The sequence below is a fragment of the Nocardia sp. NPDC050717 genome (assembly GCF_040654275.1).
Lineage (GTDB): Bacteria > Actinomycetota > Actinomycetes > Mycobacteriales > Mycobacteriaceae > Nocardia.
In genome coordinates this window covers 211,346-237,437 of the sequence record NZ_JBFAHR010000003.1, presented here as the reverse complement: position 1 = coordinate 237,437, position 26,092 = coordinate 211,346, and the positions used below count along the sequence as shown (strand labels likewise).

At 69.8% G+C, this 26,092-nt stretch carries 27 protein-coding genes; 15 read left to right on the top strand and 12 right to left on the bottom strand.

Annotated features, from left to right (window positions below; all coding sequences use genetic code 11):
• Nucleotides 1–34: 34 nt before the first annotated feature.
• From AB0H56_RS09535 to AB0H56_RS09520, 4 genes are all read right to left on the bottom strand, one after another.
• The gene (locus AB0H56_RS09535) at nt 35–553 is read right to left on the bottom strand and encodes a hypothetical protein (RefSeq protein WP_357159717.1); all 519 of its coding nucleotides are present in this window, start codon (nt 551–553) and stop codon (nt 35–37) included.
• The gene (locus tag AB0H56_RS09530; protein WP_357159715.1) at nt 550–2,154 is read right to left on the bottom strand and encodes a hypothetical protein; all 1,605 of its coding nucleotides are present in this window, start codon (nt 2,152–2,154) and stop codon (nt 550–552) included. The genes AB0H56_RS09535 and AB0H56_RS09530 overlap by 4 nt, the downstream gene beginning before the upstream one ends.
• Nucleotides 2,154–2,468, bottom strand: a complete 315-nt coding sequence (locus AB0H56_RS09525) for a hypothetical protein (RefSeq protein ID WP_357159712.1) — start codon at nt 2,466–2,468, stop codon at nt 2,154–2,156. Before AB0H56_RS09525 ends, AB0H56_RS09530 begins: the two co-directional genes overlap by 1 nt.
• A 170-nt stretch (nt 2,469–2,638) precedes the next feature.
• Entirely contained in the window at nt 2,639–3,496 is an 858-nt protein-coding gene (locus tag AB0H56_RS09520) for a dienelactone hydrolase family protein (protein ID WP_357159709.1), read from the bottom strand.
• A gap of 84 nt (nt 3,497–3,580) precedes the next feature.
• Between AB0H56_RS09520 and glmS the strand changes: the two genes are divergently transcribed.
• Nucleotides 3,581–5,461, top strand: a complete 1,881-nt coding sequence (gene glmS / locus AB0H56_RS09515; RefSeq protein WP_357159706.1) for a glutamine--fructose-6-phosphate transaminase (isomerizing) — start codon at nt 3,581–3,583, stop codon at nt 5,459–5,461.
• 3 nt (nt 5,462–5,464) lie between these two features.
• Here glmS and AB0H56_RS09510 read toward each other — a convergent pair whose 3' ends face one another.
• The gene (locus tag AB0H56_RS09510; protein WP_357159703.1) at nt 5,465–5,890 is read right to left on the bottom strand and encodes a plastocyanin/azurin family copper-binding protein; all 426 of its coding nucleotides are present in this window, start codon (nt 5,888–5,890) and stop codon (nt 5,465–5,467) included.
• Nucleotides 5,891–5,960: 70 nt separating this feature from the next.
• On the opposite strand from AB0H56_RS09510, the gene AB0H56_RS09505 reads away from it, so the two are divergent.
• The 7 genes from AB0H56_RS09505 to tsaD all read left to right on the top strand — a co-directional run bounded on the left by AB0H56_RS09505 (nt 5,961) and on the right by tsaD (nt 12,682).
• A complete protein-coding gene (locus tag AB0H56_RS09505) occupies nt 5,961–7,400 on the top strand; it encodes an NAD(P)H-hydrate dehydratase (RefSeq protein WP_357159700.1) in 1,440 nt (479 codons plus the stop codon).
• A gap of 305 nt (nt 7,401–7,705) precedes the next feature.
• Complete coding sequence (gene alr, locus AB0H56_RS09500; RefSeq protein WP_357159697.1) at nt 7,706–8,833, top strand: alanine racemase; 1,128 nt, start codon at nt 7,706–7,708, stop codon at nt 8,831–8,833.
• The gene (locus AB0H56_RS09495; RefSeq protein ID WP_357159694.1) at nt 8,830–9,909 is read left to right on the top strand and encodes an alpha/beta hydrolase; all 1,080 of its coding nucleotides are present in this window, start codon (nt 8,830–8,832) and stop codon (nt 9,907–9,909) included. The genes alr and AB0H56_RS09495 overlap by 4 nt, the downstream gene beginning before the upstream one ends.
• A complete protein-coding gene (tsaE, locus tag AB0H56_RS09490; protein ID WP_232996737.1) occupies nt 9,902–10,357 on the top strand; it encodes a tRNA (adenosine(37)-N6)-threonylcarbamoyltransferase complex ATPase subunit type 1 TsaE in 456 nt (151 codons plus the stop codon). The genes AB0H56_RS09495 and tsaE overlap by 8 nt, the downstream gene beginning before the upstream one ends.
• Nucleotides 10,358–10,422: 65 nt before the next feature.
• Complete coding sequence (tsaB, locus tag AB0H56_RS09485; RefSeq protein WP_357159690.1) at nt 10,423–11,115, top strand: tRNA (adenosine(37)-N6)-threonylcarbamoyltransferase complex dimerization subunit type 1 TsaB; 693 nt, start codon at nt 10,423–10,425, stop codon at nt 11,113–11,115.
• Between the two features lie 29 nt (nt 11,116–11,144).
• Entirely contained in the window at nt 11,145–11,639 is a 495-nt protein-coding gene (rimI, locus tag AB0H56_RS09480) for a ribosomal protein S18-alanine N-acetyltransferase (protein ID WP_357160263.1), read from the top strand.
• The gene (gene tsaD / locus AB0H56_RS09475) at nt 11,636–12,682 is read left to right on the top strand and encodes a tRNA (adenosine(37)-N6)-threonylcarbamoyltransferase complex transferase subunit TsaD (protein ID WP_357159687.1); all 1,047 of its coding nucleotides are present in this window, start codon (nt 11,636–11,638) and stop codon (nt 12,680–12,682) included. Before rimI ends, tsaD begins: the two co-directional genes overlap by 4 nt.
• Here the strand turns inward: tsaD and AB0H56_RS09470 are convergent.
• Together AB0H56_RS09470 and AB0H56_RS09465 are read right to left on the bottom strand one after the other, a co-directional pair.
• Nucleotides 12,679–13,041 (bottom strand): hypothetical protein, encoded by a 363-nt coding sequence (locus tag AB0H56_RS09470; protein WP_357159684.1) that lies wholly within the window; start codon nt 13,039–13,041, stop codon nt 12,679–12,681. The genes tsaD and AB0H56_RS09470 overlap by 4 nt on opposite strands.
• A gap of 24 nt (nt 13,042–13,065) precedes the next feature.
• On the bottom strand, nt 13,066–14,574 hold the full coding sequence (locus AB0H56_RS09465; protein ID WP_357159681.1) for an Hsp70 family protein: 1,509 nt from the start codon (nt 14,572–14,574) through the stop codon (nt 13,066–13,068).
• 361 nt (nt 14,575–14,935) lie between these two features.
• Here AB0H56_RS09465 and groES point away from each other — a divergent pair, with 361 nt between their 5' ends.
• Together groES and groL are read left to right on the top strand one after the other, a co-directional pair.
• Nucleotides 14,936–15,235, top strand: coding sequence for a co-chaperone GroES (gene groES / locus AB0H56_RS09460; protein ID WP_110037083.1), 300 nt, complete (start codon nt 14,936–14,938; stop codon nt 15,233–15,235).
• 83 nt (nt 15,236–15,318) lie between these two features.
• A complete protein-coding gene (gene groL, locus AB0H56_RS09455; RefSeq protein WP_357159678.1) occupies nt 15,319–16,929 on the top strand; it encodes a chaperonin GroEL in 1,611 nt (536 codons plus the stop codon).
• A gap of 61 nt (nt 16,930–16,990) precedes the next feature.
• Here groL and AB0H56_RS09450 read toward each other — a convergent pair whose 3' ends face one another.
• From AB0H56_RS09450 to AB0H56_RS09440, 3 genes are all read right to left on the bottom strand, one after another.
• The gene (locus AB0H56_RS09450; protein WP_357159675.1) at nt 16,991–17,242 is read right to left on the bottom strand and encodes a hypothetical protein; all 252 of its coding nucleotides are present in this window, start codon (nt 17,240–17,242) and stop codon (nt 16,991–16,993) included.
• Between the two features lies 1 nt (nt 17,243).
• On the bottom strand, nt 17,244–17,819 hold the full coding sequence (locus tag AB0H56_RS09445; protein ID WP_110037080.1) for a sigma-70 family RNA polymerase sigma factor: 576 nt from the start codon (nt 17,817–17,819) through the stop codon (nt 17,244–17,246).
• 168 nt (nt 17,820–17,987) lie between these two features.
• Nucleotides 17,988–18,281 (bottom strand): WhiB family transcriptional regulator, encoded by a 294-nt coding sequence (locus tag AB0H56_RS09440; protein ID WP_022567299.1) that lies wholly within the window; start codon nt 18,279–18,281, stop codon nt 17,988–17,990.
• 712 nt (nt 18,282–18,993) lie between these two features.
• On the opposite strand from AB0H56_RS09440, the gene AB0H56_RS09435 reads away from it, so the two are divergent.
• The 3 genes from AB0H56_RS09435 (at nt 18,994) to AB0H56_RS09425 (ending at nt 21,550) form a co-directional block, all read left to right on the top strand.
• Nucleotides 18,994–19,737, top strand: a complete 744-nt coding sequence (locus AB0H56_RS09435; protein ID WP_357159672.1) for a hypothetical protein — start codon at nt 18,994–18,996, stop codon at nt 19,735–19,737.
• Nucleotides 19,738–19,893: 156 nt separating this feature from the next.
• Nucleotides 19,894–20,472 carry a sigma-70 family RNA polymerase sigma factor gene (locus AB0H56_RS09430; protein WP_110037079.1) on the top strand — a complete coding sequence of 193 codons (579 nt, stop codon included), beginning with the start codon at nt 19,894–19,896 and terminating at the stop codon, nt 20,470–20,472.
• 109 nt (nt 20,473–20,581) lie between these two features.
• On the top strand, nt 20,582–21,550 hold the full coding sequence (locus AB0H56_RS09425) for an anti-sigma-D factor RsdA (RefSeq protein WP_357159669.1): 969 nt from the start codon (nt 20,582–20,584) through the stop codon (nt 21,548–21,550).
• A 121-nt stretch (nt 21,551–21,671) separates the two neighbouring features.
• Here the strand turns inward: AB0H56_RS09425 and AB0H56_RS09420 are convergent, their stop codons facing one another.
• Nucleotides 21,672–22,085 (bottom strand): DUF5319 domain-containing protein, encoded by a 414-nt coding sequence (locus tag AB0H56_RS09420; RefSeq protein ID WP_022567296.1) that lies wholly within the window; start codon nt 22,083–22,085, stop codon nt 21,672–21,674.
• Nucleotides 22,086–22,303: 218 nt separating this feature from the next.
• On the opposite strand from AB0H56_RS09420, the gene guaB reads away from it, so the two are divergent.
• Together guaB and AB0H56_RS09410 are read left to right on the top strand one after the other, a co-directional pair.
• Nucleotides 22,304–23,848 (top strand): IMP dehydrogenase, encoded by a 1,545-nt coding sequence (gene guaB, locus AB0H56_RS09415; RefSeq protein WP_186817505.1) that lies wholly within the window; start codon nt 22,304–22,306, stop codon nt 23,846–23,848.
• Nucleotides 23,849–24,052: 204 nt separating this feature from the next.
• Nucleotides 24,053–25,207, top strand: coding sequence for a GuaB3 family IMP dehydrogenase-related protein (locus AB0H56_RS09410; protein ID WP_357160260.1), 1,155 nt, complete (start codon nt 24,053–24,055; stop codon nt 25,205–25,207).
• Here the strand turns inward: AB0H56_RS09410 and AB0H56_RS09405 are convergent.
• Nucleotides 25,204–26,004, bottom strand: coding sequence for an alpha/beta hydrolase (locus AB0H56_RS09405; RefSeq protein WP_357159666.1), 801 nt, complete (start codon nt 26,002–26,004; stop codon nt 25,204–25,206). The two genes, AB0H56_RS09410 and AB0H56_RS09405, sit on opposite strands and share 4 nt — an antisense overlap.
• Nucleotides 26,005–26,092 lie beyond the last annotated feature (88 nt).

Here is a 26,092-nt window from a genome sequence, read left to right as displayed (position 1 = left end):
CTCGGTCTGTCTCGATGGTCGGGCGCCTGGGTGTTCAGCCGAACCAGTTTCGGCCGCGGAAGTATTCGCTCTCTTGGTCGTAACCGTCGTAGTCGATGGGCTCGACGCGTTCGGCTGCTCGGCGCGCGGCGGCCGAACGAGCGATCGCCTCGCGCGCCTCGCGCAGTTGGTCTTCGTGGAGGGTGGTCGCGTTGTCGGCGGGTGGCCACTGCTGCTGCGTGGTGAGGGCGGGGCGTTGCCCAGTCGCTTGCTCCTCGGCGATTGCCCTGGCGCGCTCGGCGGCCGCGTGTGCCATCGCTTCGCGTTGTTGTTCCTCGCGGCGCACAGCATCCAGATCGATGGCCGGGTGTGGCTCGGTCGGCGGCTCTTCCCTGCCGTTGTCCTGCTGCGGGGCCTCCTGCTCGGCGGCCCGCTGCTCGGCATCCCGCGCCGCTGCCAGGAAGGCATCGCCCTTGGCTTGCAAGCGGGCTCGTTCGTCCTCGAACTCGACCCGCAGCATGCGGACCCGGCGCAGATGCTCGGCGACCAGATCTTCGATGGGGGAGTAGCTCACAGCGGACCTGCCTCGGCCAGTTGGGCGCCGGTGTCGACGGGCGGCTCCGGTTCGGGGACAGATGCCAAATGCTCTGTGTCGGTGTTCTGACCGGGGTTGGCTGCGGGTATACCCGCCCCTGGCTGAACGGGCGCAGTTTCGGGAACTGCCGCGGCAGGCTCCTCGGTGGCGGGCTCGGTCGGTGCGGCGGGTGCGCTGGGCGCCGGTTCCGCCGTCGCCGCCGAGTCGGTGATCACCGGGATGCCGTTCTCGTTGAGCGTGAGGCCGTATTCGTGCGCCGTGCCCGCCGAGTCGGTCGTGGTGAGGGTGAGGCCGTTGTCTCCAGTCGCCAAGCTGACCGTTGTACCCGCGATGGTGAACTCGGCGTTCCCGGTTCCGTTGAACAGGCTGCTCAGCTGCTCGACTCCGCTGGTGATGGAGGTGCCGAGCGAGCTCAGTCCGGTGCCGATCGACTCGGCGATCGATTCGGCCGACGTGCCCGATCCTGAAGTGAGGCTCGACAATTCGCTGACCACCGAGCTCAGGGTCGACAGGCCACTCGAGACGGTCGACAGCAAGCTGCTCAGATCGGTGGACGAGCTGTCGTCGGTGTCGTCGTCATCGTCGGTGTCGTCCGTTGTGGTCGGTGTCTTCGTGCCGGCCGTATCGGTTTTCGTGTCATCGTCGGTTGTCGTGGCGGGGGTGCCGCCGTTCGCGCCGGTGTCACCGTTGTTCGTGGTGTCGCCGTTGGAGGGGTTGCCTTTGCTGGGGTTCCCGTCCTGCGTGGTGTCCGGTGCGGGTGTGTCCGACGGCATCGGATACGGTGCGGCATTCAGTGCCGCCAAGGCGATTGTAGCTTGCTGGAAAACGTCGCGGACCACTGCAGAAGTATCCTTGCAGACCTGTTCGAAATGCAGCACGGTCGCCTCGAACTCTGGGACGAACGACTCCCGAAGAAACCTCATGTGGAGAGGGGAATCTTCCTTGTTGCCGTATACAGCCTCTTTAATCTTGGCGAGGCCGAAGAGATTTTCGGACGCGAAGTCGACTTTGAAGTCTGCGGTACCTCGTGGCCGCCAATATCCCCTGACGTCCGAGGCCTTTTCTGCGACAATGGTTCGTAGAGCGGTGGCAAGTTCGAACAGTTCCGTGGATGCGATGTTCGCGTGATCGTAGTCCTCCTCTGCGCGGCGAACCTGCTCGTTGAGCATTGTCAGCGCTGCCTCCCCGGCATCGCCTTGCCAAACACGGTTGAGGTTGTCGCGTTGGGACTGTTGCACCCGAAGCTCAGTGTTGAGCTGAGGAATTGCTCCCTTCAGTGTTGTTGCCATGCGCTCGATGGCTTCGATATCAAGCCCTCGTTCGGAGTCGTACAAGGCGCATAGCTGATAATAGTCTCGGCTGGCGATGTCGCTGTTCCCGATTCCATGGATTTTCAGGCAGTCTTTGTACAGCGGGAGATAATGCTCGAAGTACTCGAGTCCGTCGTCGCCTTCATCGAGAATCTTGTCGGCATTTCCGGCGGACCCGGATACTGTGTGGTCCTTCTTCCAGTCCGTATTTCTCTCATCGTCGGCACGGCTGTTCGGATCGTCAGGAACCAGCGTGGACCAACCTGCCATCAGAGACTCACCCCAGCAGCGGTGATCTTGGTGACGTTCGCGTCATCCACCGACGCGTACGTGTTCGCGCTGGTCGTGTACGCGCTCCCCGTCTTCGTCACGGCCGTCTCCCAATGCGTCAGCCACGCACCGATGTTCACGATCTCGGCACCGAATTTCGTGCCTTCGTCCCCGTAGGCCTTCCCTCCCTGCGCGGCGGTGAACGACCATCCCTTGATGTCCTTGTTCAGAGTCTTGATCTTGTCCCCTGAACTGGTCAGATTCCCCCCGAGCTTGCGCAGCTGCGTCGGATCGACCGTCACGTGACCGCCCACCGGACCCTCCCCTTCGTCTTCCCTCACCGCCTAGCGTGGGCTACATACTAGGCAGCCATGCGATCGGTCGCACCTACGGCCGCAAGTGCTTCGGTGGCTGAGGGCAGCGGAAGAAGTGATGCGCCACGGCGTGTGGACAGGTCATGTCCACGCGTGCGCGGGCCGTGTGACTATCCCCGGATCAGCTTGGCGACCGTGCCGAGGGAGAGTTTCGGGGCTGCTTGTTCTACCGGGGCCGTGGGATCGACCAGGGTGGTGTGGGGGATGGCCGATTCGGGGTCGGTGAAGGGGGCGTAGGTCTTGTCGGCGGTGAGGGTATGGAGGAGGTAGCCGGTGAGGACGGCTCGGGTGGTCTTCTCGGTTTTGTGTTCGTAGCGGCCCGCGCCGAGGGCGGCGAAGAGGCGGCGGCCCTCGATGATGCCGGTGTTGGTGGCGCCGTCGATGGTGCGCAGGGTCGAGGGGCCGGACCAGGCGGTGGCGAGGGCGCGGGCGTTGGAGTTGGTGGAGTCGAGGTCGAGCTCGCCGGCCAGGATGAGGCCCGGCGTGTCGAGGTCGGCGGCGATGTTCTCCGCGGCGGGGGAGGTGGGGGCCGGGAACAGGGCGGTGACGGCGGCGACGCGGCGCTGGGCGGCCGCGATGACGGCGGCGCCTGCGCCCATGCCGTGGCCGGCCAGGGCGAGGCGATCGGGGTGCACGCTGATGGTGCCGTCGCCGAGGCGCACCTTACTGACGAGGTCGAGCGTGGTGAGCAGATCACTGGCGAGGTCGAGGTGCGAGGGGATCGGGCCGCGTTCGGTGTCGGGCGCGGCGACGACGAAACCCCAGGACGCGACATGCTCGAGCAGGCTCTTGTAGTTCTCCGAGCTGGTCAGCCAGCCGTGCGCGAACGCGACGGCGGGCAGATTCGACCCGGATTCGGGTGTGTACACCACGCCCGGCTGGCCAGCGATCCCCAGATTTCCGCGCAGCACCCGGTGGGGACCACGCACGGACAGGGTGCTGAGGAGCGACTTCACCGACACCGACACGGAGAGAAGGGTATCGGATCGGTTCGCCGCGGACACCTACACCGCCCCGGCGAGATCCAGCCCATATCGCTAGGCTGGACCACCATGTGCGGAATCGTGGGCTACGTCGGGTACCGGGACGCGCTCGGCGTTGTCGTCGACGCGTTGCGACGCATGGAGTATCGCGGATACGACTCGGCGGGGGTCGCGATCCTCGACGGGAACGGGTCGATCGCGATCGAGCGCAAGGCGGGCAAGCTCGCCAATCTGGAGGCTGAGCTGGACGCGGCCGGGGCCGACCGGTTCGCGGGCACCAGCGGTATGGGGCACACGCGGTGGGCCACGCACGGCGCGCCGACCGATCGCAACGCGCACCCGCACCGGGACGCGAGCGGCAAACTGGCCGTCGTCCACAACGGCATCATCGAGAACTTCGCGCCGCTGCGCCGCGAGCTCGAGGACGCCGGGGTCGAGCTGCTCAGCGACACCGACACCGAGGTCGCGGTGCATCTGGTCGCGCGCGCCTACGCCGAAGGGCCCACCGCGGGCGACTTCACGGCGAGCGCGCTGGCCGTGCTGCAGCGGCTGGAGGGCGCGTTCACGCTGGTCTTCACCCACGCCGATCATCCGGGCACGATCGTCGCGGCGCGGCAGTCGACGCCGCTGGTCGTGGGGGTCGGGCAGGGCGAGATGTTCATCGCCTCCGATGTCACCGCGTTCATCGAGCACACGCGTGAGGCGGTCGAGCTCGGGCAGAACCAGGCCGTGGTGATCACCGCCGACGGGTACACCGTCACCGATTTCGCGGGCAACACCGAGGGCGTGGTCACCCGGCCGTTCACTATCGACTGGGACCTCGCCGCCGCCGAGAAGGGCGGTCACGACTACTTCATGCTCAAGGAGATCGAGGAGCAGCCGTCCGCGGTCGCCGACACGCTGATCGGGCATTTCGTCGTCGACGAGAACGGCGGCCGGATCGTGCTCGACGAGCAGCGCCTCGCCGATCAGGAACTGCGCGAGTTCGACAAGGTCTTCGTCGTGGCCTGCGGCAGCTCCTACCACGCGGGTCTGCTCGCCAAGTACGCGATCGAGCACTGGACCAGGGTGCCGGTGGAGGTCGAGCTCGCCAGCGAGTTCCGCTACCGCGACCCGGTGCTGGACCGGTCGACGCTGGTCGTGGCCATCTCGCAGTCCGGCGAGACCGCCGACACGCTCGAAGCCGTGCGCCACGCCAAGGAGCAGAAGGCGCGCGTGCTCGCGATCTGCAACACCAACGGCGCGCAGATCCCGCGCGAGTCCGACGCGGTGATCTACACCAGGACCGGCCCGGAGATCGGGGTCGCCTCGACCAAGGCGTTCCTCGCGCAGGTGGCGGCGAACTTCCTGGTGGGTCTGGCGCTGGCGCAGGCGCGCGGAGTGAAGTACCCGGACGAGGTGGCCCGCGAGTTCGCCGAGCTCGAGGCCATGCCGAAGCTGATCGGGCGGGTGCTCGAGACCGGTTCGCAGGTGCGGGCCATCGCGCGCGAGCTGGCGCACGTGCCGACGGTGCTGTTCCTCGGTCGCCACGTCGGCTACCCGGTGGCGCTCGAGGGCGCGCTCAAGCTCAAGGAACTGGCGTACATGCACGCCGAGGGCTTCGCTGCCGGTGAGCTCAAGCACGGTCCGATCGCGCTGATCGAGGAGGGCCTGCCGGTCATCGTGGTGATGCCCTCGCCGAAGGGCAGGCCGGTGCTGCACTCGAAGCTGCTCAGCAACATCCGCGAGATCCAGGCGCGCGGCGCGCGGACCATCGTGATCGCCGAGGAGGGCGACGAGACGGTGCGCCCGTTCGCCGACGACCTCATCGAGATCCCGGCGGCCCCGACCCTCTACCAGCCGCTGCTGTCGACGGTGCCGCTGCAGATCTTCGCCGCCGAGGTGGCGCAGGCCCGCGGCTACGACGTCGACAAGCCGCGCAACCTGGCCAAGTCGGTCACCGTCGAGTGAGCCTCACTCGACGGTGATGGTGCCGCGCATGTCCGGGTGCAGGCTGCACAGGTAGCGGTAGGTGCCCGGCTGAGTGAAGGTGTAGGACCATTCGCCCTTGTCGATGATGGGGCTGTTGATGCCCATCGCCTTGTCGCCGATGCCCTGCACGTTGTGCGGGGCCTTGTCGGAGAACTTCCAGGTGACGGTCTGCCCGACCTTGATGGTGGCGTCGGCGGGGGAGTACTTCATGTCCGACACCTCGACCGTGAGGTTGGTCGGCTTGTGCTCGGTCTGCGTGGTCGTGGTGCTGACCGGGCGCGGCTTGCGGGTGGTGGTGGACGCGGCGTTGTCCGCGTCGCCGGAGCAGCCGGCGGCGAACAGGGTGGCGGCCACGACGAATCCGGTGAGAACCCGGGCGGATGCGGCGCGGTGACGAACCATCGACATGGGTGTGGAGCGTAGTCTGCCAACGATCGCGGGCCGGTCGTGGCCCGCGCCGGGGACCCGGGAGGCGACGATGTCGGATCGGCGCGGCTACTACACCGCCGACGAGGTACGGGCGGCCGAGGCGGAACTGTTCACCCGCGTGCCCGCGGGACTGCCGATGCGGCGGGCCGCGTACGGGCTGGCCACGGTGGTGGCCGACGAATTGCGTTCGGCGACCGGTGGAGTGGTCGGCCGGGCGGTGGGCCTGCTGGTGGGCTCCGGCGACAACGGCGGCGACGCGCTGTGGGCCGGGTCGATGCTGGCGCGGCGCGGGGTGGCGGTGTCCGCGGTGCTGCTGAATCCCGAACGCGCGCATCGGGACGGGCTGGCGGCGCTGCGCAAGTGCGGCGGACGGGTCGTCGAGCGGTTGGGCGAGGTGGACCTGGTGATCGACGGGATCGTGGGGATCTCCGGCCACGGGCCGCTGCGGCTCGAAGCCGCGGACCACGTTACGGCGGTGGATGTTCCGATCATCGCGGCGGATCTGCCCAGTGGCGTCGATCCGGACACCGGTGCGGTGACCGGACCCGCCGTGCGGGCCGAGGTGACGGTGGCGTTCGGCGCGTACAAGCCGGTGCACGCGCTGGCGACGCCGCACTGCGGGCGAATCGTGCTGGTGCCGATCGGTTTACAGCTGCCGGAGCCCGAGCTGGCCCAGCTCGAGCCCGCGGCGATCGGCGCGCAGTGGCCGGTTCCGGGGGCCTCGGACGACAAGTACTCCCAGGGCGTGGTCGGGGTGTGCGCCGGCAGCGCGAAGTATCCCGGAGCCGGCGTGTTGAGCACCGGCGCGGCGGTCGCGGCGACCTCGGGACTGGTGCGGTACGTGGGCGATGACGCCGAGGTGCTCGCGAAACTCCCGGAAGTGGTTGCCAGCCGGACGGTCTCGGACGCCGGTCGCGTGCAGGCCTGGGTGTTCGGGCCGGGCGCAGGCACCGACTCGGCGGCCCGCGATCGGCTCGCCGAGGTGCTCGGCACCGAGCTGCCGGTGGTGGTCGACGCGGACGGGCTCACACTGCTCGCGGCCGAACCGGCGCTGGTCCGTGGCCGCACCGCCGCCACGGTGCTGACCCCGCATGCCGGGGAGTTCGCGCGGCTCACCGGCGCCTATCCCGGGCCGGACCGGGTCGCCGCCGTCCGTGCGCTCGCCGAGGACTGGCAGGTGAGCGTGCTGCTCAAGGGGCGCGCGACGATCATCGCCGCGCCGGGGGAGCCGACGCTGGTCAACGACGCGCGTGGATCGTGGGCTGCCACCGCGGGTTCGGGGGACGTGCTGTCCGGCATCATCGGGGCGCTGCTGGCGGCGGGTCATACGCCTGCGTGGTCGGCCGCGGCGGCCGCCCGGGTCCACGCCCTGGCCGCCAACCTCGCCGCCTACGACGGCGAGCCCGCTGCCGCCCCGATCTCGGCGTCACCGCTGCTCGACCACATCCGCCCCGCGATCCGGGTACTGCGCGAACTCGCCGGGGACTGATGGGCGGCGACTCGCGCCATCGCGGGAGTCACCGCAGCGAATGTTCGGCCGCCGCGAAGCCCGGCGGCATCGCGTCCCTGGCCAACACGCCGTCCGGACGGCGGCCATGCCCCAGTACAGGACCGCTCGCGCGGCTTCCGCGCGCACCGATATCCGACGCCGGCGTATCCGCGCGGCGAGGCGCCCTCTCGATGCCGCTGGGCGGCGCGCCGGATCCACTGGCCCCAGGTCGACGGCAGGAGCGCGCGGCGACCCGCGCCGACCCAGGTACCGGGAAGGGCGCGGGTCCTGGCAGGATCTAAGCCGTGAACGCGCAAGTGGAAACCGTCATCGACCTGGATGCCATTGCCCACAACGTGCGCGTGCTGCGGGAGTTCGCGCAGGGCGCCGGGGTGATGGCGGTGGTCAAGGCCGACGGCTACAACCACGGCGCGGTCGAGGTGGCGCGGGCCGCGCTGGGGGCAGGGGCCGCCGAGCTCGGCGTGACCACCGTCGCCGAGGCGCTGACCCTGCGCGCCGCCGGGATCACCGCGCCGATCCTGTGCTGGCTCAACACCCTCGACGCCGACTATGCCGCCGCGATCGCCGCGGACATCGAGATCGGGGTGTCCTCGCTCGCGCAGCTGAAGGCGGTCGAGCGCGGCGCCAGGACGAGCGGCAGCACCGCGACCGTCTCGCTCAAGGTCGACACCGGCCTGAACCGCAACGGGGTCTCGGTCGAGGAGTATCCGCAGGTCCTGCGGGCGCTGCGCGCGCTGGTCGACGAGCAGGTCGTGCGCTTCCGGGCGATCTTCTCCCATCTCGCGCACGCCGACGAGCCGGAACATCCCATGCTGGACCGGCAGCGCGAGCGGTTCGTCGAGGCGATCGCGCAGGCCAAGGAACACGGCCTGGAACCCGAGCAGGTCCACCTGGCCAACTCCGCGGCCACGCTGACCCGGCCCGACCTGCACTTCGACCTGGTTCGCCCCGGCATCGCCGTCTACGGGCTGTCCCCGATCCCCGAGCTGGGCGAGTTCGGGCTGCGACCCGCGATGACGCTGCAGGCCGAGGTCACCCTGGTGAAGTCGGTCGCCGCCGGGCAGGGCGTGTCGTACGGGCACCGCTGGATCGCGCCGCGCGACACCACCGTGGCACTGGTCCCCGCGGGCTACGCCGACGGTGTGTTCCGTTCGCTCAGTGGGCGTTTCGAGGTGTGGCTGGGCGGCACCAGGCACCGTAACGTCGGCCGGGTGTGTATGGACCAGTTCATGGTCGACCTCGGCGACAATGTCGGTGGCGTGCGCCCCGGTGACAAGGCGGTGCTCTTCGGCGGCGGCGCCGGACATCCCCGCGCGCTCGACTGGGCCCGGCTGCTCGACACCATCGACTACGAGATCGTGTGCTCGCCACGGGGTCGCGCGGTCCGCCGGTATGTGGGGACCGGCCGATGAAGCGCGCGAAGGTGCTCCGGCGCGGCGGCATGGCCACCGCGGGCGTGCTCGGCGCGCTGGCGGTGACCCACACGCTGCGCCGGATGGGCGCGCGTGTGCTGTGGCCCGCCGAGCGGGACGAGTACCGCGACGAGAACTTCGCGCTGATCGACGAGGACCAGCCCGGCGTCGTGTTCGCCGACGACGGTGTGTCGCTGGCCACCCGCACCTATGGCACCGACGCTGCGGAGCTGACGATCGTGTTCGTGCACGGCTTCTGCAACAGCATGGAGTCGTTCCACTTCCAGCGCCGCGACCTCGCCGCGCGCTACGGCGACCGGATCCGGATGGTCCTGTTCGACCAGCGCGGGCACGGCCGCTCCGGCACCCCGACCACCGAGAGCTGCACGGTGCAGCAACTCGGCCACGACGTCGCCGCCGTGCTGCGCGAGTGCGCGCCGAGCGGGCCGGTGGTGCTGATCGGGCACTCGCTCGGCGGGATGGCCGTGCTGGCCGCCGCCGCCCAGTTCCCGGAACTGTTCGCCGCCCGCGTGGTCGGTGTCGGGCTGTTCTGCACCACGGCGGCCGAGGTGACCTCGGCCGGGCTCCCGCAGCTGCTGCGCAACCCCGCGATCGGCGGCTTCCGGCTCGCGGCGCGCACCGCGCCCGCCGTCGTGCAGGTGAGCCGCAGCGCGAGCAAGCAGATCGTGACGCCGTTCCTGCACGTGAGCTCGTTCCACGGGCCGGTGAGCCCGACGCTGTCGCGGTTCACCACGATGATGATCGATCGCACCCCGGTCGCGACCATCGAGAAGTTCCTCAAAGCGATTGAGCTGCACGACGAGTCGGCCGCCCTCGCGGTGCTCGCCCCGCTGCCGGTGCTGATCCTCGGCGGCACCAACGACATGGTGATCCCGTTCCGCAACTCCCGCGCGCTGGCCGCCGCGCTGCCGGGCAGCGAACTGGTGCGGATGTCGAAGGCCGCGCACATGCCACACCTGCAGTACCCGGAAAGCACCCTCGACGCGGTGGAGCGGCTGCTCGCCCGCGCCGGCTTCGGCGACCTGCGCGCCGCGGAGGAGGTCATCGGTGGTTGAGCCACAACAGCGTGTCCTGGCCACGGTCGAGGACACCGAGGCCTTCGGCCGGGAACTGGCACGCAACCTGCGCGCGGGCGACCTGGTGGTGCTCGACGGCCCGCTCGGCGCCGGGAAGACCGCGCTGACCAGGGGAATCGCCGCCGGTCTCGGAGTCGAGGGGCGGGTCAGCTCGCCGACCTTCATCATCGCAAGGGCGCACCGGGCGGGGCAGCGGCCCGACGGTTCGCCGGGCGTGCCGCTGGTGCACGTCGACGCGTATCGGCTCGCGGGCGACCTGGACGAACTCGACGCCCTCGACCTCGACACCGACCTGCATCACGCGGTCGTCGTCGTGGAGTGGGGCAAGGGTGTCGTGGAGCACCTCGCCGAGCGGCACCTGCGGGTGCGACTCGCCCGGGAGCCGGAATCCGATGTGCGCACGGCCATCTGGGAGTGGATCGGATAACCCGCCGTGCCCGTGGCACAGTGGCGCGCCGGGCGCGGATACCACCCGGTATTGTTGAGACAATCATGCTCGTACTAGCAGTCGACACCGCGACGCCCGCCGTTACAGCGGGATTGGTGCACCTGTCACCTGCCGCCGATGCGGACGCCCGGCCCGCCGTGGCGACGCTCGCTGCCCGCGTGAAGGTCGACGCCCGCGCCCACGCCGAAGTGCTCACCCCGCAGATCCTGGAATGTCTCGCCGAAGCCGAGGTACGCCGCGACGAACTCGACGCGCTGGTCGTCGGGATCGGGCCGGGCCCGTTCACCGGCCTCCGGGTGGGCATGGCCACCGCCGCCGCCTTCGGTGACGCGCTCGGCCTGCCGGTGCACGGCGTCTGCAGTCTCGACGCCATCGCCGCCGCGGCCGCGGGGGAACAGCGCGACCAGGGCGAACTGCTCGTGGTCACCGACGCGCGCAGGCGCGAGGTCTACTGGGCCCGCTACCTGCACGGTGCCAGGGTCGCCGGTCCCGAGGTGTGCAAACCCGCCGAGGTGCCGCTCGGCGACGCGGTGGCGATCGCCGGATCGGCCGCGCACGTGGACTACTTCGATCTGCCGGTGCTGCCCGCCGAGACGCCGTCGCCCGCCGGTCTGGTGACCGTCGCCGCGCCGGCGCTGCTCGCGGGCACCGCGCCCGAGCCGCTGGTCCCGCTGTACCTGCGCAGGCCGGACGCGGTGGAGAACAGCTTCCGCACCCTCGACCGGACCGGAGCGTGAGCGCCGTGTCCGGATACCGGATCGCACCGATGACGGTGCTCGACATCGACCGCTGCGTCGAGCTCGAGCAGCTGCTGTTCCCCGAGGACGACCCGTGGCAGGCGGTGTCGTTCCGGTCCGAGCTGGCCGGCGCGCACAACCGCTACATCACCGCCCGCGACGCCGACGGCCGGATGGTCGGCTACGCGGGCATCGCCCTGCTCGGTGACGCCGCCCACCCCGAGGCCGAGGTGCACACCATCGGCGTCGATCCGGAATGCCATCGCGGCGGTGTCGGCACGCTGCTGCTGGAGGCGCTGCTCGCCACGGCGGCCGAACGCGGCGGCCCGGTGTTCCTCGAGGTGCGCACCGACAACGCGCCCGCCATCGCGCTCTACGCCAAGCACGGCTTCCACATCATCGGGCTGCGCAAGAACTACTACCACCCCAGCGGCGCCGACGCCTACACCATGCGGCGCCCGGAACTCACCGCTGCGGCCGACGAATGGGCCGCGCGCGACAGGCAGGACGAGGTGCTGTCGTGATCGTCATGGGCATCGAAAGCTCCTGCGACGAAACCGGAGTCGGCATCGTCGCGCGGCACGAGGACGGCACGCTCGAACTCCTCGCCGACGAGGTGGCCTCCAGCGTCGACCAGCACGCCCGCTTCGGCGGCGTGGTCCCCGAGATCGCCTCGCGCGCGCATCTCGAGGCGATCGTGCCCGCCATGCGCCGGGCGCTGGCCGCGGCCGGGATCAGCAAGCCCGACGCGCTCGCCGTCACCATCGGGCCCGGCCTCGCCGGTGCCCTGCTGGTCGGCGTCGCCGCCGCCAAGGCCTACGCGGCGGCCTGGGACGTGCCGTTCTACGCGCTCAACCACCTCGGCGGCCACGTCGCGGTGGACACGCTCGAACACGGACCGCTGCCGCCCGCGGTGGCGCTGCTGGTCTCCGGCGGGCACACCCACCTGCTGCGGGTCACCGACCTCGGGCAGCCGATCACCGAACTCGGCAGCACCGTCGACGACGCCGCGGGCGAGGCCTTCGACAAGGTCGCCCGGCTGCTCGGCCTCGGCTACCCCGGTGGACCGTTCCTCGACGCGGCCGCCGCCGACGGCGATCCGAACGCGATCGCGTTCCCGCGCGGCATGACCGGCCCACGCGACGCCCGCTACGACTTCTCCTTCTCCGGTCTCAAGACCGCGGTCGCCCGCTATGTGGAGGCCGCGCAGCGCCAGGGCATCGGCCCCGACCAGCTGCCGATTCCGGATATCGCCGCGTCCTTCCAGGAGGCGGTGGCCGATGTGCTCACCATGAAGGCCGTGCGCGCGGCGACCGACGAGGGCGTCGACACGATCGTGCTCGGTGGTGGCGCGACCGCGAACTCCCGCATCCGTTCGCTCGCCGAAGAGCGCTGCGCCGCCGCCGGATTGACGCTGCGCGTGCCCAAGCCGCGGCTGTGCACGGACAACGGGGTGATGATCGCGGCACTGGGCGCGCACGTGATCGCCGCGGGCGCGCAGCCCGCCGAGCTGACAGTGGCCACCGATCCGGGCTTGCCGGTGTCGGTCAGCGCCCTGCGCGGCTAGCGCGACGGCGGAAGGAACTGCGGCGGCGCCCCGGCTCCGGCGGCGCCCTGCGACCACTGATAGCGCCGCTTGCCCGCGACGACGCCCGCACCGAGCAGCACCGCGCCGGACACCATGAACCCGGTGCCGATGAGCACCCTGCTGCCGTATGCCTGCGTGCTGAGGTCGTCCTTCGGCCCGGTGGTGCACTCCAGTCCACCGATCGCCAGGTTCTGACGTTCGAGGCAGGTGGTGGCGGTCGTCGAGCGCGCCTCGAGCTCGGACTGGTTGACCAACGCGTAGATGATGCCCCCGACGAAGAGGACGAGGCCGAGGAGAGCGGCGGCCACCGCGCCGCGTGATGTCGCACTTGTCCACATGGTCGTGACGCTACCGGAGCGTGGTCAGTCGGCCAGTTGGAGTTGGGGTCCCGTGGGTACGCTCGCCGCCGGCGGCACCGGCAGCTGGCCGCGTGCCGGGGTCTGGGTGGGGTAGGTGTTGGGCGTCGAGGGGCGCCTTTGCTGCTGCCCACCGGCGGAACCGCTGTTCAGGGGGCCGAGGGGCGATTCCGGGTAGGGGATCTCCGGCAGATTCGGATCGGGACGCAGGGTGGGTGCCGTCGTCGGGGTCGGCCCGCCCTGGCTCGGTGTGGTCGACGAGGGCGAAGGCGTGGTGGACGGCTGTGTCGCCGGGGGAGTGGTCGCGGCCTCCGTGGTCGGCGGGGCGACGGTGACGCCGGTGCGGTCACTGCTCTGCTGGTCGGGCTGGGCCGAGGGCGGCAGCTGCGGGACGGCGGGTAACGAGGGCTGCCGCACGGTGCTGCTGGTGCCGGCCGGGGTGACATCGGGGGTGTCGGGCGAAATGGCCTGCACGCCATAGCCGATCACCAGACCGACGACCACGACGGCACCGGCCAGCGTCCCGGCCACCTTGGTGAACGTGCCGTTCGGCGAGTCACCGAGGGCGGCGGCCTGTAACGCGGACGGCGCCGCGGCGTCGGCGACGAGTGCGGCGCCCTTGGCGATCACGGCCTCCGGATCGGGCACGGTGACCACGGGCACGTCGAGCCGGGCCTGCAGCGTGTCGACGACAGCGGGGATGTTGGCGCACCCGCCGATCACGGCGACGGCCTCCGGATACTTCGGGGCGCGGGTGAACACCGAGCCGGCGAACAGCGCGATGTTGCGCAGCAGCCCGCCGATGAGCTCCTCGAAGTCGGAGCGGGTGAGCTTGAGCGGCTGCCCGGCCACATGGTCGATGGTGACCGCGGGCGCGATTGAGAGGTGTTCCTTGGCGGCCCTGCCCCGGTTGGTGAGGGTGCCACGGTTGGGCCTGGTGCCGCGCCGGGCGTAGTGCAGGTCGACGAGGTGGTGATAGATCAGTTCGTCGATGGCGTTGCCGCTCAGCGTCGGTGTGCGCTCGGTGTGCAGGATCGCGGTGTCGGCGAAATCGACGACGGTGACGGTGAGGCCGGTCGCGCCGAGGTCGATGACGGCGACGGTGGAATACCGGTCGAGCAGGCCGGTGTCGCGCAGATAGGTCATGGCGGCGGTGCCCTCGGGCACCAGCCGCAGATCACGGTGCCTGGTGGTGGCCGCGCGGATGGCCTGCGCCTGCTCCCGGTTCCGGTAGGCGACGGCGACGCTGGTCGGTGGCCGCGAACGGCTCGCCTCGGCCCTGCGGTGCGCGCCCGAGTAGCGGCCGAGCGGTTCGCCGAGGCCCGCGCTCTGGGAGACGGGTAACTGGGTCGTCATCAGTTCGATCGAGGACGACACGAGATCGCCGAGATCGGAGTGTGCCGCGTCGGCGGACACGACCCGGTAGTCGAAGTGCTGTTCACCGGCCGGACCGGTGGCGACCAGTGCTGAGCACACCACCTCGTTCCCGGCGGAGATGCCGAGGGATGTTCGCATGTTCACCTCCCTTCGAGCGGATGGTTCTGTGATGCCGACCATCTCGAATGGAACGTTGTACATATCCTTTCACAGCCTGTTATGCGAACGTTACAGAATGTGGCAGGCGATGTGAAGATCACTGTCCAGTGTGGGCGTGTCGAAATCGCGACATTGGCAGAACCCGGCCTTGAGCGCTGGCACTCTCACGTATAGAGTGCTAGTCGGCACTGTGTAGCTGTGCTTGTGCCAGTCGACTACTGGGCTTCGGGTCCCGGCACCCGCGACGACGGGGCTGACGCGCAGTGTCGCAAGCTGACCGAAACCCGGTCCGGAACAACAGTTCCGGACGACCGAATTCCCTGAAAGTGGAGGGCTCAACGTGGCGAGCGTGAACATCAAGCCGCTCGAGGACAAGATCCTCGTCCAGGCCAACGAGGCCGAGACGACGACGGCCTCCGGCCTGGTCATCCCGGACACGGCCAAGGAGAAGCCGCAGGAGGGCACCGTCATCGCCGTCGGCGAGGGCCGGATCACCGACAAGGGTGACCGCATCCCCGTCGACGTCAAGGAAGGCGACGTCGTCATCTACAGCAAGTACGGCGGCACCGAGATCAAGTACCAGGGTGGGGAATACCTCATCCTGTCGGCGCGCGACATCCTGGCCGTCGTCACCAAGTAGGCCAACGCCGCATTCGCAGTCCGCCCCGGCGTCGTCAACCGACCCGGGGCGGAACGCGTTCATACACAGGAGCTGAATCCCTTATGGCAAAGCAGATCGAGTTCGACGAGAAGGCTCGCCGGGCTCTGGAACGCGGTGTCGACAAGCTCGCCGACGCCGTCAAGGTGACCCTCGGTCCCCGTGGCCGCCACGTCGTGCTGGCCAAGGCCTTCGGTGGCCCGACCGTGACCAACGACGGTGTCACCATCGCGCGTGACATCGACCTCGAGGACCCCTTCGAGAACCTCGGCGCCCAGCTCGTCAAGAGCGTCGCCACCAAGACCAACGACGTCGCGGGCGACGGCACCACCACCGCCACCGTGCTGGCCCAGGCGTTCGTGCGCGCCGGCCTGAAGAACGTCGCCGCGGGCGCCAACCCGATCTCGCTCGGCCAGGGCATCGCACTGGCCTCGGAGAAGGTCTCGGAGGTGCTGCTCGCCGCGGCCACCCCGGTCTCCGGTGAGCAGGCCATCGCCCAGGTCGCCACCGTCTCCTCGCGCGACGAGGAGATCGGCGAGATGGTCGGCAAGGCCCTGACCACCGTCGGCAAGGACGGCGTCGTCACCGTCGAGGAGTCGTCGAGCACGCACACCGAGCTCGTCGTCACCGAGGGCGTGCAGTTCGACAAGGGCTACCTCTCGCCCTACTTCCAGACCGACCCCGAGACCCAGCAGGCCGTGCTGGAGGACACCTACGTCCTGCTGCACCGCGACAAGATCAGCTCGCTGCCCGACCTGCTGCCGCTGCTCGAGAAGATCGCCGAGTCCGGCAAGGCCGTGCTGATCATCGCCGAGGACGTCGAGGGCGAGGCGCTGTCCACCCTGGTGGTCAACTCCATCCGCAAGACGATCAAGGCCGTCGCGGTCAAGGCGCCGTTCTTCGGCGACCGCCGCAAGGCGTTCCTCGACGATCTGGCCGTCGTCACCGGTGGCACCGTGATCAACCCCGATCTCGGTATCACCCTGCGCGAGGCAGGCATCGAGCAGCTGGGCCAGGCCCGGCGCGTGGTGGTCACCAAGGACGAGACCGTCATCATCGACGGTGCGGGCAGCGCCGAGGACGTGGCCGCCCGTGGCGCCCAGCTGCGCCGCGAGATCGAGGCCACCGACTCCGACTGGGACCGCGAGAAGCTCGAGGAGCGCCTCGCCAAGCTGGCCGGTGGCGTCGCGGTGATCCGCGTCGGCGCGGCCACCGAGACCGCGCTCAAGGAGCGCAAGTACCGCGTCGACGACGCGGTCGCCGCCGCCAAGGCCGCGGTCGAGGAGGGCATCGTCCCCGGTGGCGGCACCGCCCTGGTGCAGGCCGCGACCGCGCTGACCGAGCTGCGCGACTCGCTGACCGGTGATCAGCGCATCGGCGTCGAGGTGGTCCGCAAGGGTCTCGAGGCGCCGCTGTTCTGGATCGCCACCAACGCGGGCGTCGACGGCGCCGTCGTCGTCAGCAAGGTCGCCGAGGGCAAGGACGGCTTCAACGCCGCCACCCTCGCCTACGGTGACCTGCTCACCGACGGTGTCGTCGATCCGGTCAAGGTGACCCGCTCCGCCGTGGTGAACGCCGCCTCGGTCGCGCGGATGATCCTGACCACCGAGAGCGCCGTCGTGGACAAGCCCGAGGAAGAGGCCGACGACCACGGCCACCACGGGCACGCGCACTGACGTACCGCACGACGAAGGCCCCTGGACCGCAACGCGGTTCGGGGGCCTTTGTGGTGGTGGGCTAGCTCGCTACCGGGGGTTCCTCGGCCTCGATCGCGGCCAGCAGGCGCGCGCGCAGGGAGGGGGGCGGCGGGGTCGGGGTACTCGCTCCGATCACGGCGAGAACCTCGCGGGTGCCGCGGAGCTCTCGCCGGAAATCGGTACAGAGGGTGGGGTCTTCGTTGTCGATGATGGTCTGAATGGCGTGATGGTCTTCGTCGTCGATCAATCCGAGCGCGACGGTGTGCGCGAGATCGATCTGGGCTTCGTTCATCTCACGTCACCCCCAAACTTTTCTTCAGTCGTGTCAATCCATCCCGTATACGGGACTTAACGGTCGGTAACCCAATGCCGAGGTGCTGAGCTACCTCCGCGTAGGTGCGCCCGCCGTAGTAGGCGAGCGAGATCGCCTCGCGTTGGGTCTCGGTCAGTGTCGAGAGCCCGCGCTGGACGGCCTGTTGTTCGAGTCTGCGTTCCACCTCCTCCGTGACCTCGTCGAATTCGTTGCCGAGCACCCGAACCCCGTACGCGACCTCGCGCTGGGTGTGGGCTTGCTCGGCGCGAACCCGGTCGACCGCCCGTCGGTGTGCCAGCGTCATCAGCCAGGTCACCGCGGACCCCTTGGTGGGGTCGAAACTCGTTGCGGTGCGCCAGATCTGGAGATAGACCTCTTGCGTGGTCTCCTCCGCGTATCCGGGGTCGTGGAGGACCCGGAGGATCAGGCCGAAGACGCGTGCGGACGTCCGGTCGTACAGTTCGGCAAAGGCTTGCTGGTCGGACATGCCGCATCGTTCCAACAGTGCAGCTAGCTCGACTCCTTCGGCCGCGCGTGCGGTAACCGCAGAATCCACGCTCGGTGGGAAGGCTTCGCTTCGGAACCCATTCTGTGTCATCGGTCACGAATGTAGCCCGCGGCTATGACCTCCCTTCGCCCGGGGTGCCTTTGGATCGCGTGCCAGCTGTTTGCTAGAGATTCGGCACGCCACGCCGGGCGGATGGGATTTGATTTGCCGAGCTATCTACACGGCCATGCGGCGCCGGTTGCGGCGCGCGTGCATCTCCCGCTCGGTCTCCGACATGCCGCCCCAGATGCCGTACGGCTCGCTGACCTTGAGGGCGTGCGTACGGCACTGCATCAGCACGGGGCAGGCCCGGCAGATCTCCTTGGCGCGCATCTCGCGCGCGGTGCGGGCACGGCCACGCTCGCCGTCGGGATGGAAGAAGACGGCGGAGTCCTGACCGCGGCACGAGCCACGCATCTGCCAATCCCAGACGTCGGCGTTCGGACCGGGGAGGTGGGTGGGCATGGGCATGTGAACTCCTTGTGGTGCGAGCTCGTCAGCGTTGTCGAGCGACGTGGTGCGGCAGGTCTTCGCGCCACCTGGTGCGGTGGCCGGCTCGACGGTGCCTGACGGTGAGCCTTGAGGTGGTCGCTGCAATTTCGCGCGGCGCCGACCCCGGCGATGAGCTACGTTAGGGGCAGGCGGGAAATTCCGTCAATAGTTCGGCGCACTGATTCCGCAAATCCACAACGCTGAAATTTAACCTGCGAACTGTTTACATTTCACTTCCGATTCGTCCATACTGTTCGGTTGGCTATGGAGCGGTCCTCGCGGGGTGTCCCCCGGTTCGGCGGTTTTCCCAGGTCGGGCGCATCTGTGTGGTGTAGGGCCTGGTGAGCGGGCCGCGAGGCGGGTGGTGCGGGTCACAACCCCGCCCGGCTCCCAGGACGGCGCAGATGGCGGAAACGGGGCGCCGAGGTTAATTGCGCGAAACGCATGTGAATTCGAAACATTGCGGTAGCGGCGCCTACGGTCGGAGATTTACCTGATGGCAACATCGGGCCAACGGAGAAAAGCTGACCGGTTGCTGATCCCGCGCGACTGGGACATATCACGAGAACGGCCACGGTGCGGTGGCGGCTACAGTCTCGGCGTGCAGACAACGGCTTCACCCGCGGATATCGCTTCCGAAATACTCGTTTCGACGGCTTTCGGCCCCACCCCCGGCCGGTCCGCTGCGGAGTTGCCGGAACCCGCGACCCCGGGACAACGCTGGCAGCGCGCCGTCGCGCTCGGTGCCCAGGGGCACTACGCCGCCGCCAGGGCCGACCTGTCGATCCTCGCCAGGACCAGGATCGACCCCGCCCTGCGCTCGCTCGCGGCGAGTACCCACGGCTCCCTCGTGCGCCAGCTCGGTGGACACGCCGCCGCCGCGACCCTCGACGGGCGCGCGGCCGTGGCGGCCACGGCCGCCACCGGCCCCGCCGGGGCCGAGGCCATGGCCGACGCGCTCACCGGTCTCGCCGCCGACGCGCTCGGCACCGGCAGGCTCGCCCTCGCCCAGCGCCTGCTCGGCCGGGTGGAAGCGCTGCTGGCCGACGCGCCGGATCGCTGCGCGGTGCGGTGGCACTGGGTACGCGCGGAGACCGCGCTCGCCGGGGGCGCCGCCGCGCCTGCGCTGGCCGACGCCGAGCGGGCCGCGGACCTGGCCGCCGCGCTGACATCGGTACGGCACCGGGTGAAGTCGGCGCTGCTGGTCGCCGCGGCCACCGCGGCGACCGGTGATCTCGCGCGCTCGGCCGAGCTCGCCGACGCGGTCGATCTCGACTGTCGCGAACACGGCCTGCTGCCCCTGCGCTGGGCCGCCGCGATGCTGCGCGCCGGGGTGGCCGAACCGGCCGCCGCGCGGGTCGCCGCGCGCGAAGCCGCAGATCACGCCGCCCGCCTCCGCGCCATGGGCGGGGATTTCGCCGCGCCGCCGCGCTGACCCACCCAAGTGATCTTCCTGAGAGCTCCCCTAGAAGGGGCCAGGCCCGCTCGCGGGTGATCTCGGGGTCGCTATTGTTAGTTCCGTTCCGCCACTTCGGTGGAAGCTCGGTCACATCGGACCGCGCCACTCGTAACGCCAGGAAAATCTCTGACGATGACGCATATGGGCGAAGAGTTGGACCTCGCCGTCGCTGCGGCTGCGCAGGGCGACAGGACCGCTTTAGCTCAGGTACTGGAACTGATCCGGCCGCTGGTAGTCCGCTACTGCCGAGCCAGGATCGGAGCCGCGGAGCGCGGGCAGCTCTCCGCGGATGATGTTGCGCAAGAGGTCTGTCTGGCTGTGATGACCGCCCTGCCCCGCTATCAGGATCAGGGGCGGCCCTTCATGGCCTTCGTGTACGGAATCGCTTCGCACAAGGTCGCCGACGCCCATCGCAACGCCGCCCGTAACAAGGCGGAGGCGATGGCCGAAGTACCAGATGTCATATCCACCGACCAGGGACCGGAGCAGCGAGCTCTCGACTCGGAGACGAGCAGGCAGATGAACACTCTGCTGGCCACGCTCCCCGAGAAACATCGGGAAATCCTGATCCTGCGTCTGGTCATGGGTCTGTCAGCAGAGGAAACCGCAGTCGCCGTGGGCAGCACGGCGGGGGCGATACGGGTAGCCCAGCACAGGGCACTCGCGAAACTGAAGTCACAAGTGGCGAGGGCAGGTGAAATGTATGGCTAGGGATGGCGAGCGCGGTCGAGGCGACCGGAAGGTTTGGCGTGGGTCGCACGACAGCGGTCCCTACGCCGCCGAGGATGCCGGTGATTCCGGTCCGGTCGACATTGCGGCGGTGCGCAGCGACGATGCGCTGATCGACGCGATCGCGAGCGACGGACCGGTCCGTACCGACAGCCCCGAGGAGTTCCAGCTGGCGTCGTTGCTTGCCGATTGGCGAGCCGACCTGCTGGCCGAGCCGATGCCGGCAGGTCCTGATCTGGATACCGTCTTCGCGGCGGTCAATCAGGAGATCGGCGCGCGGCAGGTTCGAGTCGGAGCATCCTCGCGCGGACGTCTACGGCTGGTCAGGCCCCTGCTCGGGGCCGCCGCGGCACTGGCCGTGGTCTTCGGTGGTCTCACAGCGTTCTCCTACAGCGCGGCACCCGGCGATCCGCTGTGGCGGGTCAAGGAGGTCGTGTTCAGCGAGCAGGCCCAGTCGACCGTCGTGCAGCGTGCCGACGACGATCTGGTCGCGGCGCAGAACCTGCTCGACTCCGGCAATCCGGAGCAGGCGCGGGCCCGGCTGGAGCAGGCGTCCGCCACCGCCAGCCAGGTCGACGACAAGGGCAAGCGCGAGGATCTGGTCGCCCGCTGGAACCTGCTGCGTGATCAGCTCGCCGTGAAGGCGCCCGAGATCGCCGCGCAGCTCCCGACCCCGGCGCCGACGACCCCGGGCCAGACCAAGCCGAGTTCGCCGTCCCCGGCGAGCCCGTCGCCCGCCAACCCCGGCTCCACCGCGCCGGTGGCCCCGACCAACCCCGGTTCGGGCACCGCCGATCCGTCCGAGCCGCCGGTGATCATGCAGACGCCGGGTCCGGAGACCAAGCCGATCGCGCCGGAGCCGACCGAGCCGACGCAGCCGCCGGTGACCACGGTCCCGACGACTCCGCCGGTCACCGTCCCGACCGCGCCGACGACCATCGCCGAACCACCGCCGGTCACCGTGCCGACGGTGGCTCCGACGTCGCAGACGTTGCCACCGACGATGCCGTTGCCGCCGGTCACCATCCTGCCGGTACCCCCGGGCGTGCCCTCGCCCTAGCAGTCGACGCGAAAGGCCCCGAACCGTTCAGGTTCGGGGCCTTTCGCGTTGTCCGGATGCTCGTCGCGTCGTGACCCGCGCACGCGTGACCGGGGCGGGAGAGCGGCGCCGTGCGGGCGGCTCAGTTGTCGAAGCCGTCGAATCCGTCGCCGTGGAACGCCTCGTTCATCGACGCGTCCGCGTAGCCGCGGCAGTAGTCCCACGTGACGTAGGCCTCGGGCGTGGGGTCGTAGGCGGGCTCGTGCGGACGGACGGTGCCGTCGACGAGTAGCTGGAGCAGGTTCGCCCGCAGCATGTCCCAGTCGTGGTAGTGATCTTGCCGACAATCCTCACAGCTGACGACGAGCCCGCGGATCCCGCGATGGGCCAGCAGGGCTTCGTAGACGGCGAGGTCGGCGAGATCTTCCTCGACCGCGAGGCGCTCATGAGGATCCAGCGGCTCACCGGGCTCGATGGCATCGAGCGCGGCGGACGGGTCGGAGGGGTCTCCGGCGAAGGGATCCGGCGGCAGGCCAGGTGGTAGATGGTCACGCACATCCCCACGGTACGCAGTACTTGGCGGTCTGCGCCAGCGATGCACCGGGCAAGTTTTGCCACGGGCCTCACTTCGCAGGCGTGTTCGCCCGCCGGATACCATGGAATGCGGGCGTCGGCGAGCTTGTTCTCACCGACCATCAATCTTTTCCGCTCAGCACCGTCGCATCGCAGCTTTCGGCGTACGTTGCTACCGACGACCAGGAGGGGTCGATCCGAATGAGTAATCCCGTGTCGGGCGAACGAATCGCGGTGCGCCCTCCTACGGGTGGCGACGATCCGAACAAGATCGCCATGCTCGGCCTCACGTTCGACGACGTGCTGTTGCTGCCTGCCGCCTCGGATCTCATCCCCAGTTCCGTCGAGACCTCGAGCAGGCTCACCAGGGAGATCACCCTGCGCACGCCGCTGGTGAGCTCGGCCATGGACACCGTCACCGAGGCGCGCATGGCCATCGCCATGGCGCGTGCGGGCGGCATGGGCGTGCTGCACCGCAACCTCTCGGCCGCCGATCAGGCCGCCCAGGTGGAGACGGTGAAGCGCTCGGAGGCGGGCATGGTGACCGACCCGGTCACCTGTCGTCCCACCGACACCCTCGCCGAGGTCGACGCCATGTGCGCCCGCTTCCGCATCTCGGGCCTGCCCGTGGTGGACGAGACCGGCGCGCTGGTCGGCATCATCACCAACCGTGACATGCGCTTCGAGGTCGACCAGGATCGTCGCGTCGACGAGGTGATGACCAAGGCGCCGCTGATCACCGCCCAGGAGGGCGTCACCGCCGAGGCCGCGCTGGGGCTGCTGCGCCGCCACAAGATCGAGAAGCTGCCGATCGTCGACGGCAACGGCCGCCTGCGCGGGCTGATCACGGTCAAGGACTTCGTCAAGACCGATCAGTACCCCAACGCCACCAAGGACCGCGACGGCCGCCTGCTCGTCGGTGCCGCGATCGGTGTCGGCCAGGATTCCTGGTCGCGCGCGATGACGCTGGCCGACGCCGGTGTCGACGTGCTGATCGTCGACACCGCGCACGGCCACCAGTCGCAGGTGCTGCAGATGGTCTCCAAGGTCAAGGCCGAGGTGGGCGATCGCATCCAGATCGTCGGCGGCAACGTCGCCACCCGCGCGGGCGCAGCGGCGCTCGTCGAGGCCGGCGTCGACGCTGTCAAGGTGGGTGTCGGTCCCGGCTCCATCTGCACCACCCGGGTCGTCGCCGGTGTCGGCGCGCCGCAGATCACCGCGATCCTCGAGGCCGTTGCCGCGTGCAAGCCCGCCGGTGTGCCGGTGATCGCCGACGGCGGCGTGCAGTACTCCGGTGACGTCGCCAAGGCCATCGCCGCGGGCGCCTCGACCGTGATGCTCGGCTCGCTGCTCGCGGGCACCGCCGAGTCGCCCGGCGATCTGGTGCTGGTCAACGGCAAGCAGTTCAAGGCCTACCGCGGCATGGGCTCGCTCGGCGCGATGCAGGGGCGCGGCCAGGCCAAGTCGTACTCCAAGGACCGCTACTTCCAGGACGACGTGCTCGCCGAGGACAAGCTGGTCCCCGAGGGCATCGAGGGCCGCGTCCCGTTCCGCGGCCCGGTCAACCAGGTGATCCACCAGCTCGTCGGCGGCCTGCGCGCGGCCATGGGCTACACCGGCTCGCAGAACATCGAGCACCTGCAGAACGCGCAGTTCGTGCAGATCACGGCGGCGGGCCTCAAGGAGAGCCACCCGCACGACATCACCATGACCGTCGAGGCCCCGAACTACACCGGGCGCGGCTGAGTACAATAGACGCGTTTGTGCGCCGGAGGGTCGACCTCCGGCGCACAGCCACGTGGACGACTCGCACCGGGCAGGGGCTTGCGGTCCACTGCCCGACAGCGAAGGCTGACACCAGGATGGTCACCTTCGGATGCCAACGTGCATCGGTGGCCCTTCCGGGCCGCGAACACGCGCGCGCCAGCGCGCAGAAAGCAGAGCGTGACTGTGCGTGACATGGTGGAAATCGGGATGGGCCGGGTCGCTCGGCGCACCTACGAGCTCGACGATGTCGACATCGTCCCCTCGCGGCGGACGCGGTCGTCGAAGCAGGTCTCGGTGGCCTGGCAGCTCGACGCCTACCGTTTCGAGATCCCGGTGCTCTCGCACCCCACCGACGCGCTGGTCTCGCCGGAGTTCGCGATCGAGCTGGGCCGCCTCGGCGGTCTCGGCGTGATCAACGGCGAGGGTCTGTGGGCGCGGCACGCCGACGTGCAGGACAAGGTCGATCAGCTGATCGATCTCGTCGACAAGGGCGGCTACGAACGCGCCATCTCCCTGCTGCAGGAATTACACGCGGCGCCCATGCAGCCCGACCTGCTGGCGGCCGCGGTCGCGCAGGTGCGCGCGGCGGGCGTGACGGTCGCGGTGCGGGTGAGCCCGCAGAACGCGCGCGCGCTCACGCCGGCGCTGGTGCAGGCCGGTGTCGACCTGCTGGTCGTGCAGGGCACCATCATCTCCGCCGAGCACGTCGGCGACGGTGAGCCGCTGAACCTGAAGACCTTCATCGCCGAGCTGGACGTGCCGGTCGTTGCCGGTGGCGTGAGCGATCACCGGACCGCGCTGCACCTGATGCGCACCGGCGCCGCGGGCGTCATCGTCGGCTACGGCTCCTACCCGGGCGCCACCACCACCGGCGAGGTGCTCGGCATCGGCGTGCCAATGGCGACCGCGATCGCCGACGCCGCCGCGGCCCGCCGCGACTACCTCGACGAGACCGGCGGCCGGTACGTGCACGTCATCGCCGACGGTGACGTGGCCACCTCCGGCCAGCTCGCCAAGGCCATCGCCTGCGGCGCCGACGCCGTGATGCTCGGTGTGCCGCTGTCGGTCTCGGCCGACGCGCCCGGTCGCGGCTGGTACTGGCCCTCGGCCACCGCGCACCCCTCGGTGCCGCGCGGCTCGTTCCTGCCGGTCGACGAGTCCTGGCTCGACGGCGCCGACGGCACCGTCACCCGGCCGAGCCTCGAGCGCGTGCTCTACGGCCCGTCCGACGATCCGTTCGGTTCGCTGAACCTGGTCGGCGGTCTGCGCCGGTCGATGGCCAAGGCAGGCTACTCCGACCTCAAGGAATTCCAGAAGGTCGGGCTCAGCGTCCGCTAGCGCACGTGGGCGAGTGAGACCCGCTCTCGCAGGAAGCGCGCGATCGCCGCGTTCACCGGTTCCGGGTGGGTCATCGTGACGGCGAGCCGGGCGCCATCGATCTCCACGAACGTGGAGGCGGTGAGCCCGTCGGCCAGCGTGCGGGCGCGGGTGCCCGCGATGCCGCTGTGGGTGGCGTGGATGATCAGCGCGGGGCAGGTGATCTCGCGCAGCCGGTCGAGCACCGAGTCGCGCCCGAGCAGGCAGCCGACGGCGGCGTCGAGGCCGTTGTGCGCGTCGCCGACCCAGCGCTTGGTCCAGATGTCGCGGTACCAGGCGTCGTCGCCGATGAGCCAGTCGGCGAGGCGGTTGGCGGCCTCCTCGCGCGAGCCCCTGTCGTGCCACTCGTCGAGGAAGCGCTGGGTCGCGGTGGACTGTTCCCGCGTCGGCCCGTGCGCCTCGGTGCTGATGAGGATGAGCGCGGCCACCCGTTCCGGCGCGACCAGCGCGGTGCGCAGCGCGGTGAACCCGCCCTGGGCGGTCCCGCCGACGATGGCGCGTTCGGCGCCGATGTCGTCGAGGATCGTCAGCGCGTCGCGCGCGGCGGTCCAGTACGTGAACGGCAGCCGCTGATCCCTGGTGCGGCCGTGTCCGCGCGCGTCCCAGGCGACGATCCGGAATTCGGGGGAGAGCGCGGCCTGCTGCGAGGCGAACATCGTGCGGTCCATGAAGAATTCGTGGGCGAGCAACACCACCGGCCCCGTGCCACCGCTGTCCTCGTAGTAGATGTCGGCATCGATCGCGCGGGCGAATGGCACGAGGACGAGGATAGCCAGGTCGGCGCCGTCATGCGCAATGTTCGCCCGACGCGTGTAGCGACCACCGATCCCGCTGCTCGCCCGTCGT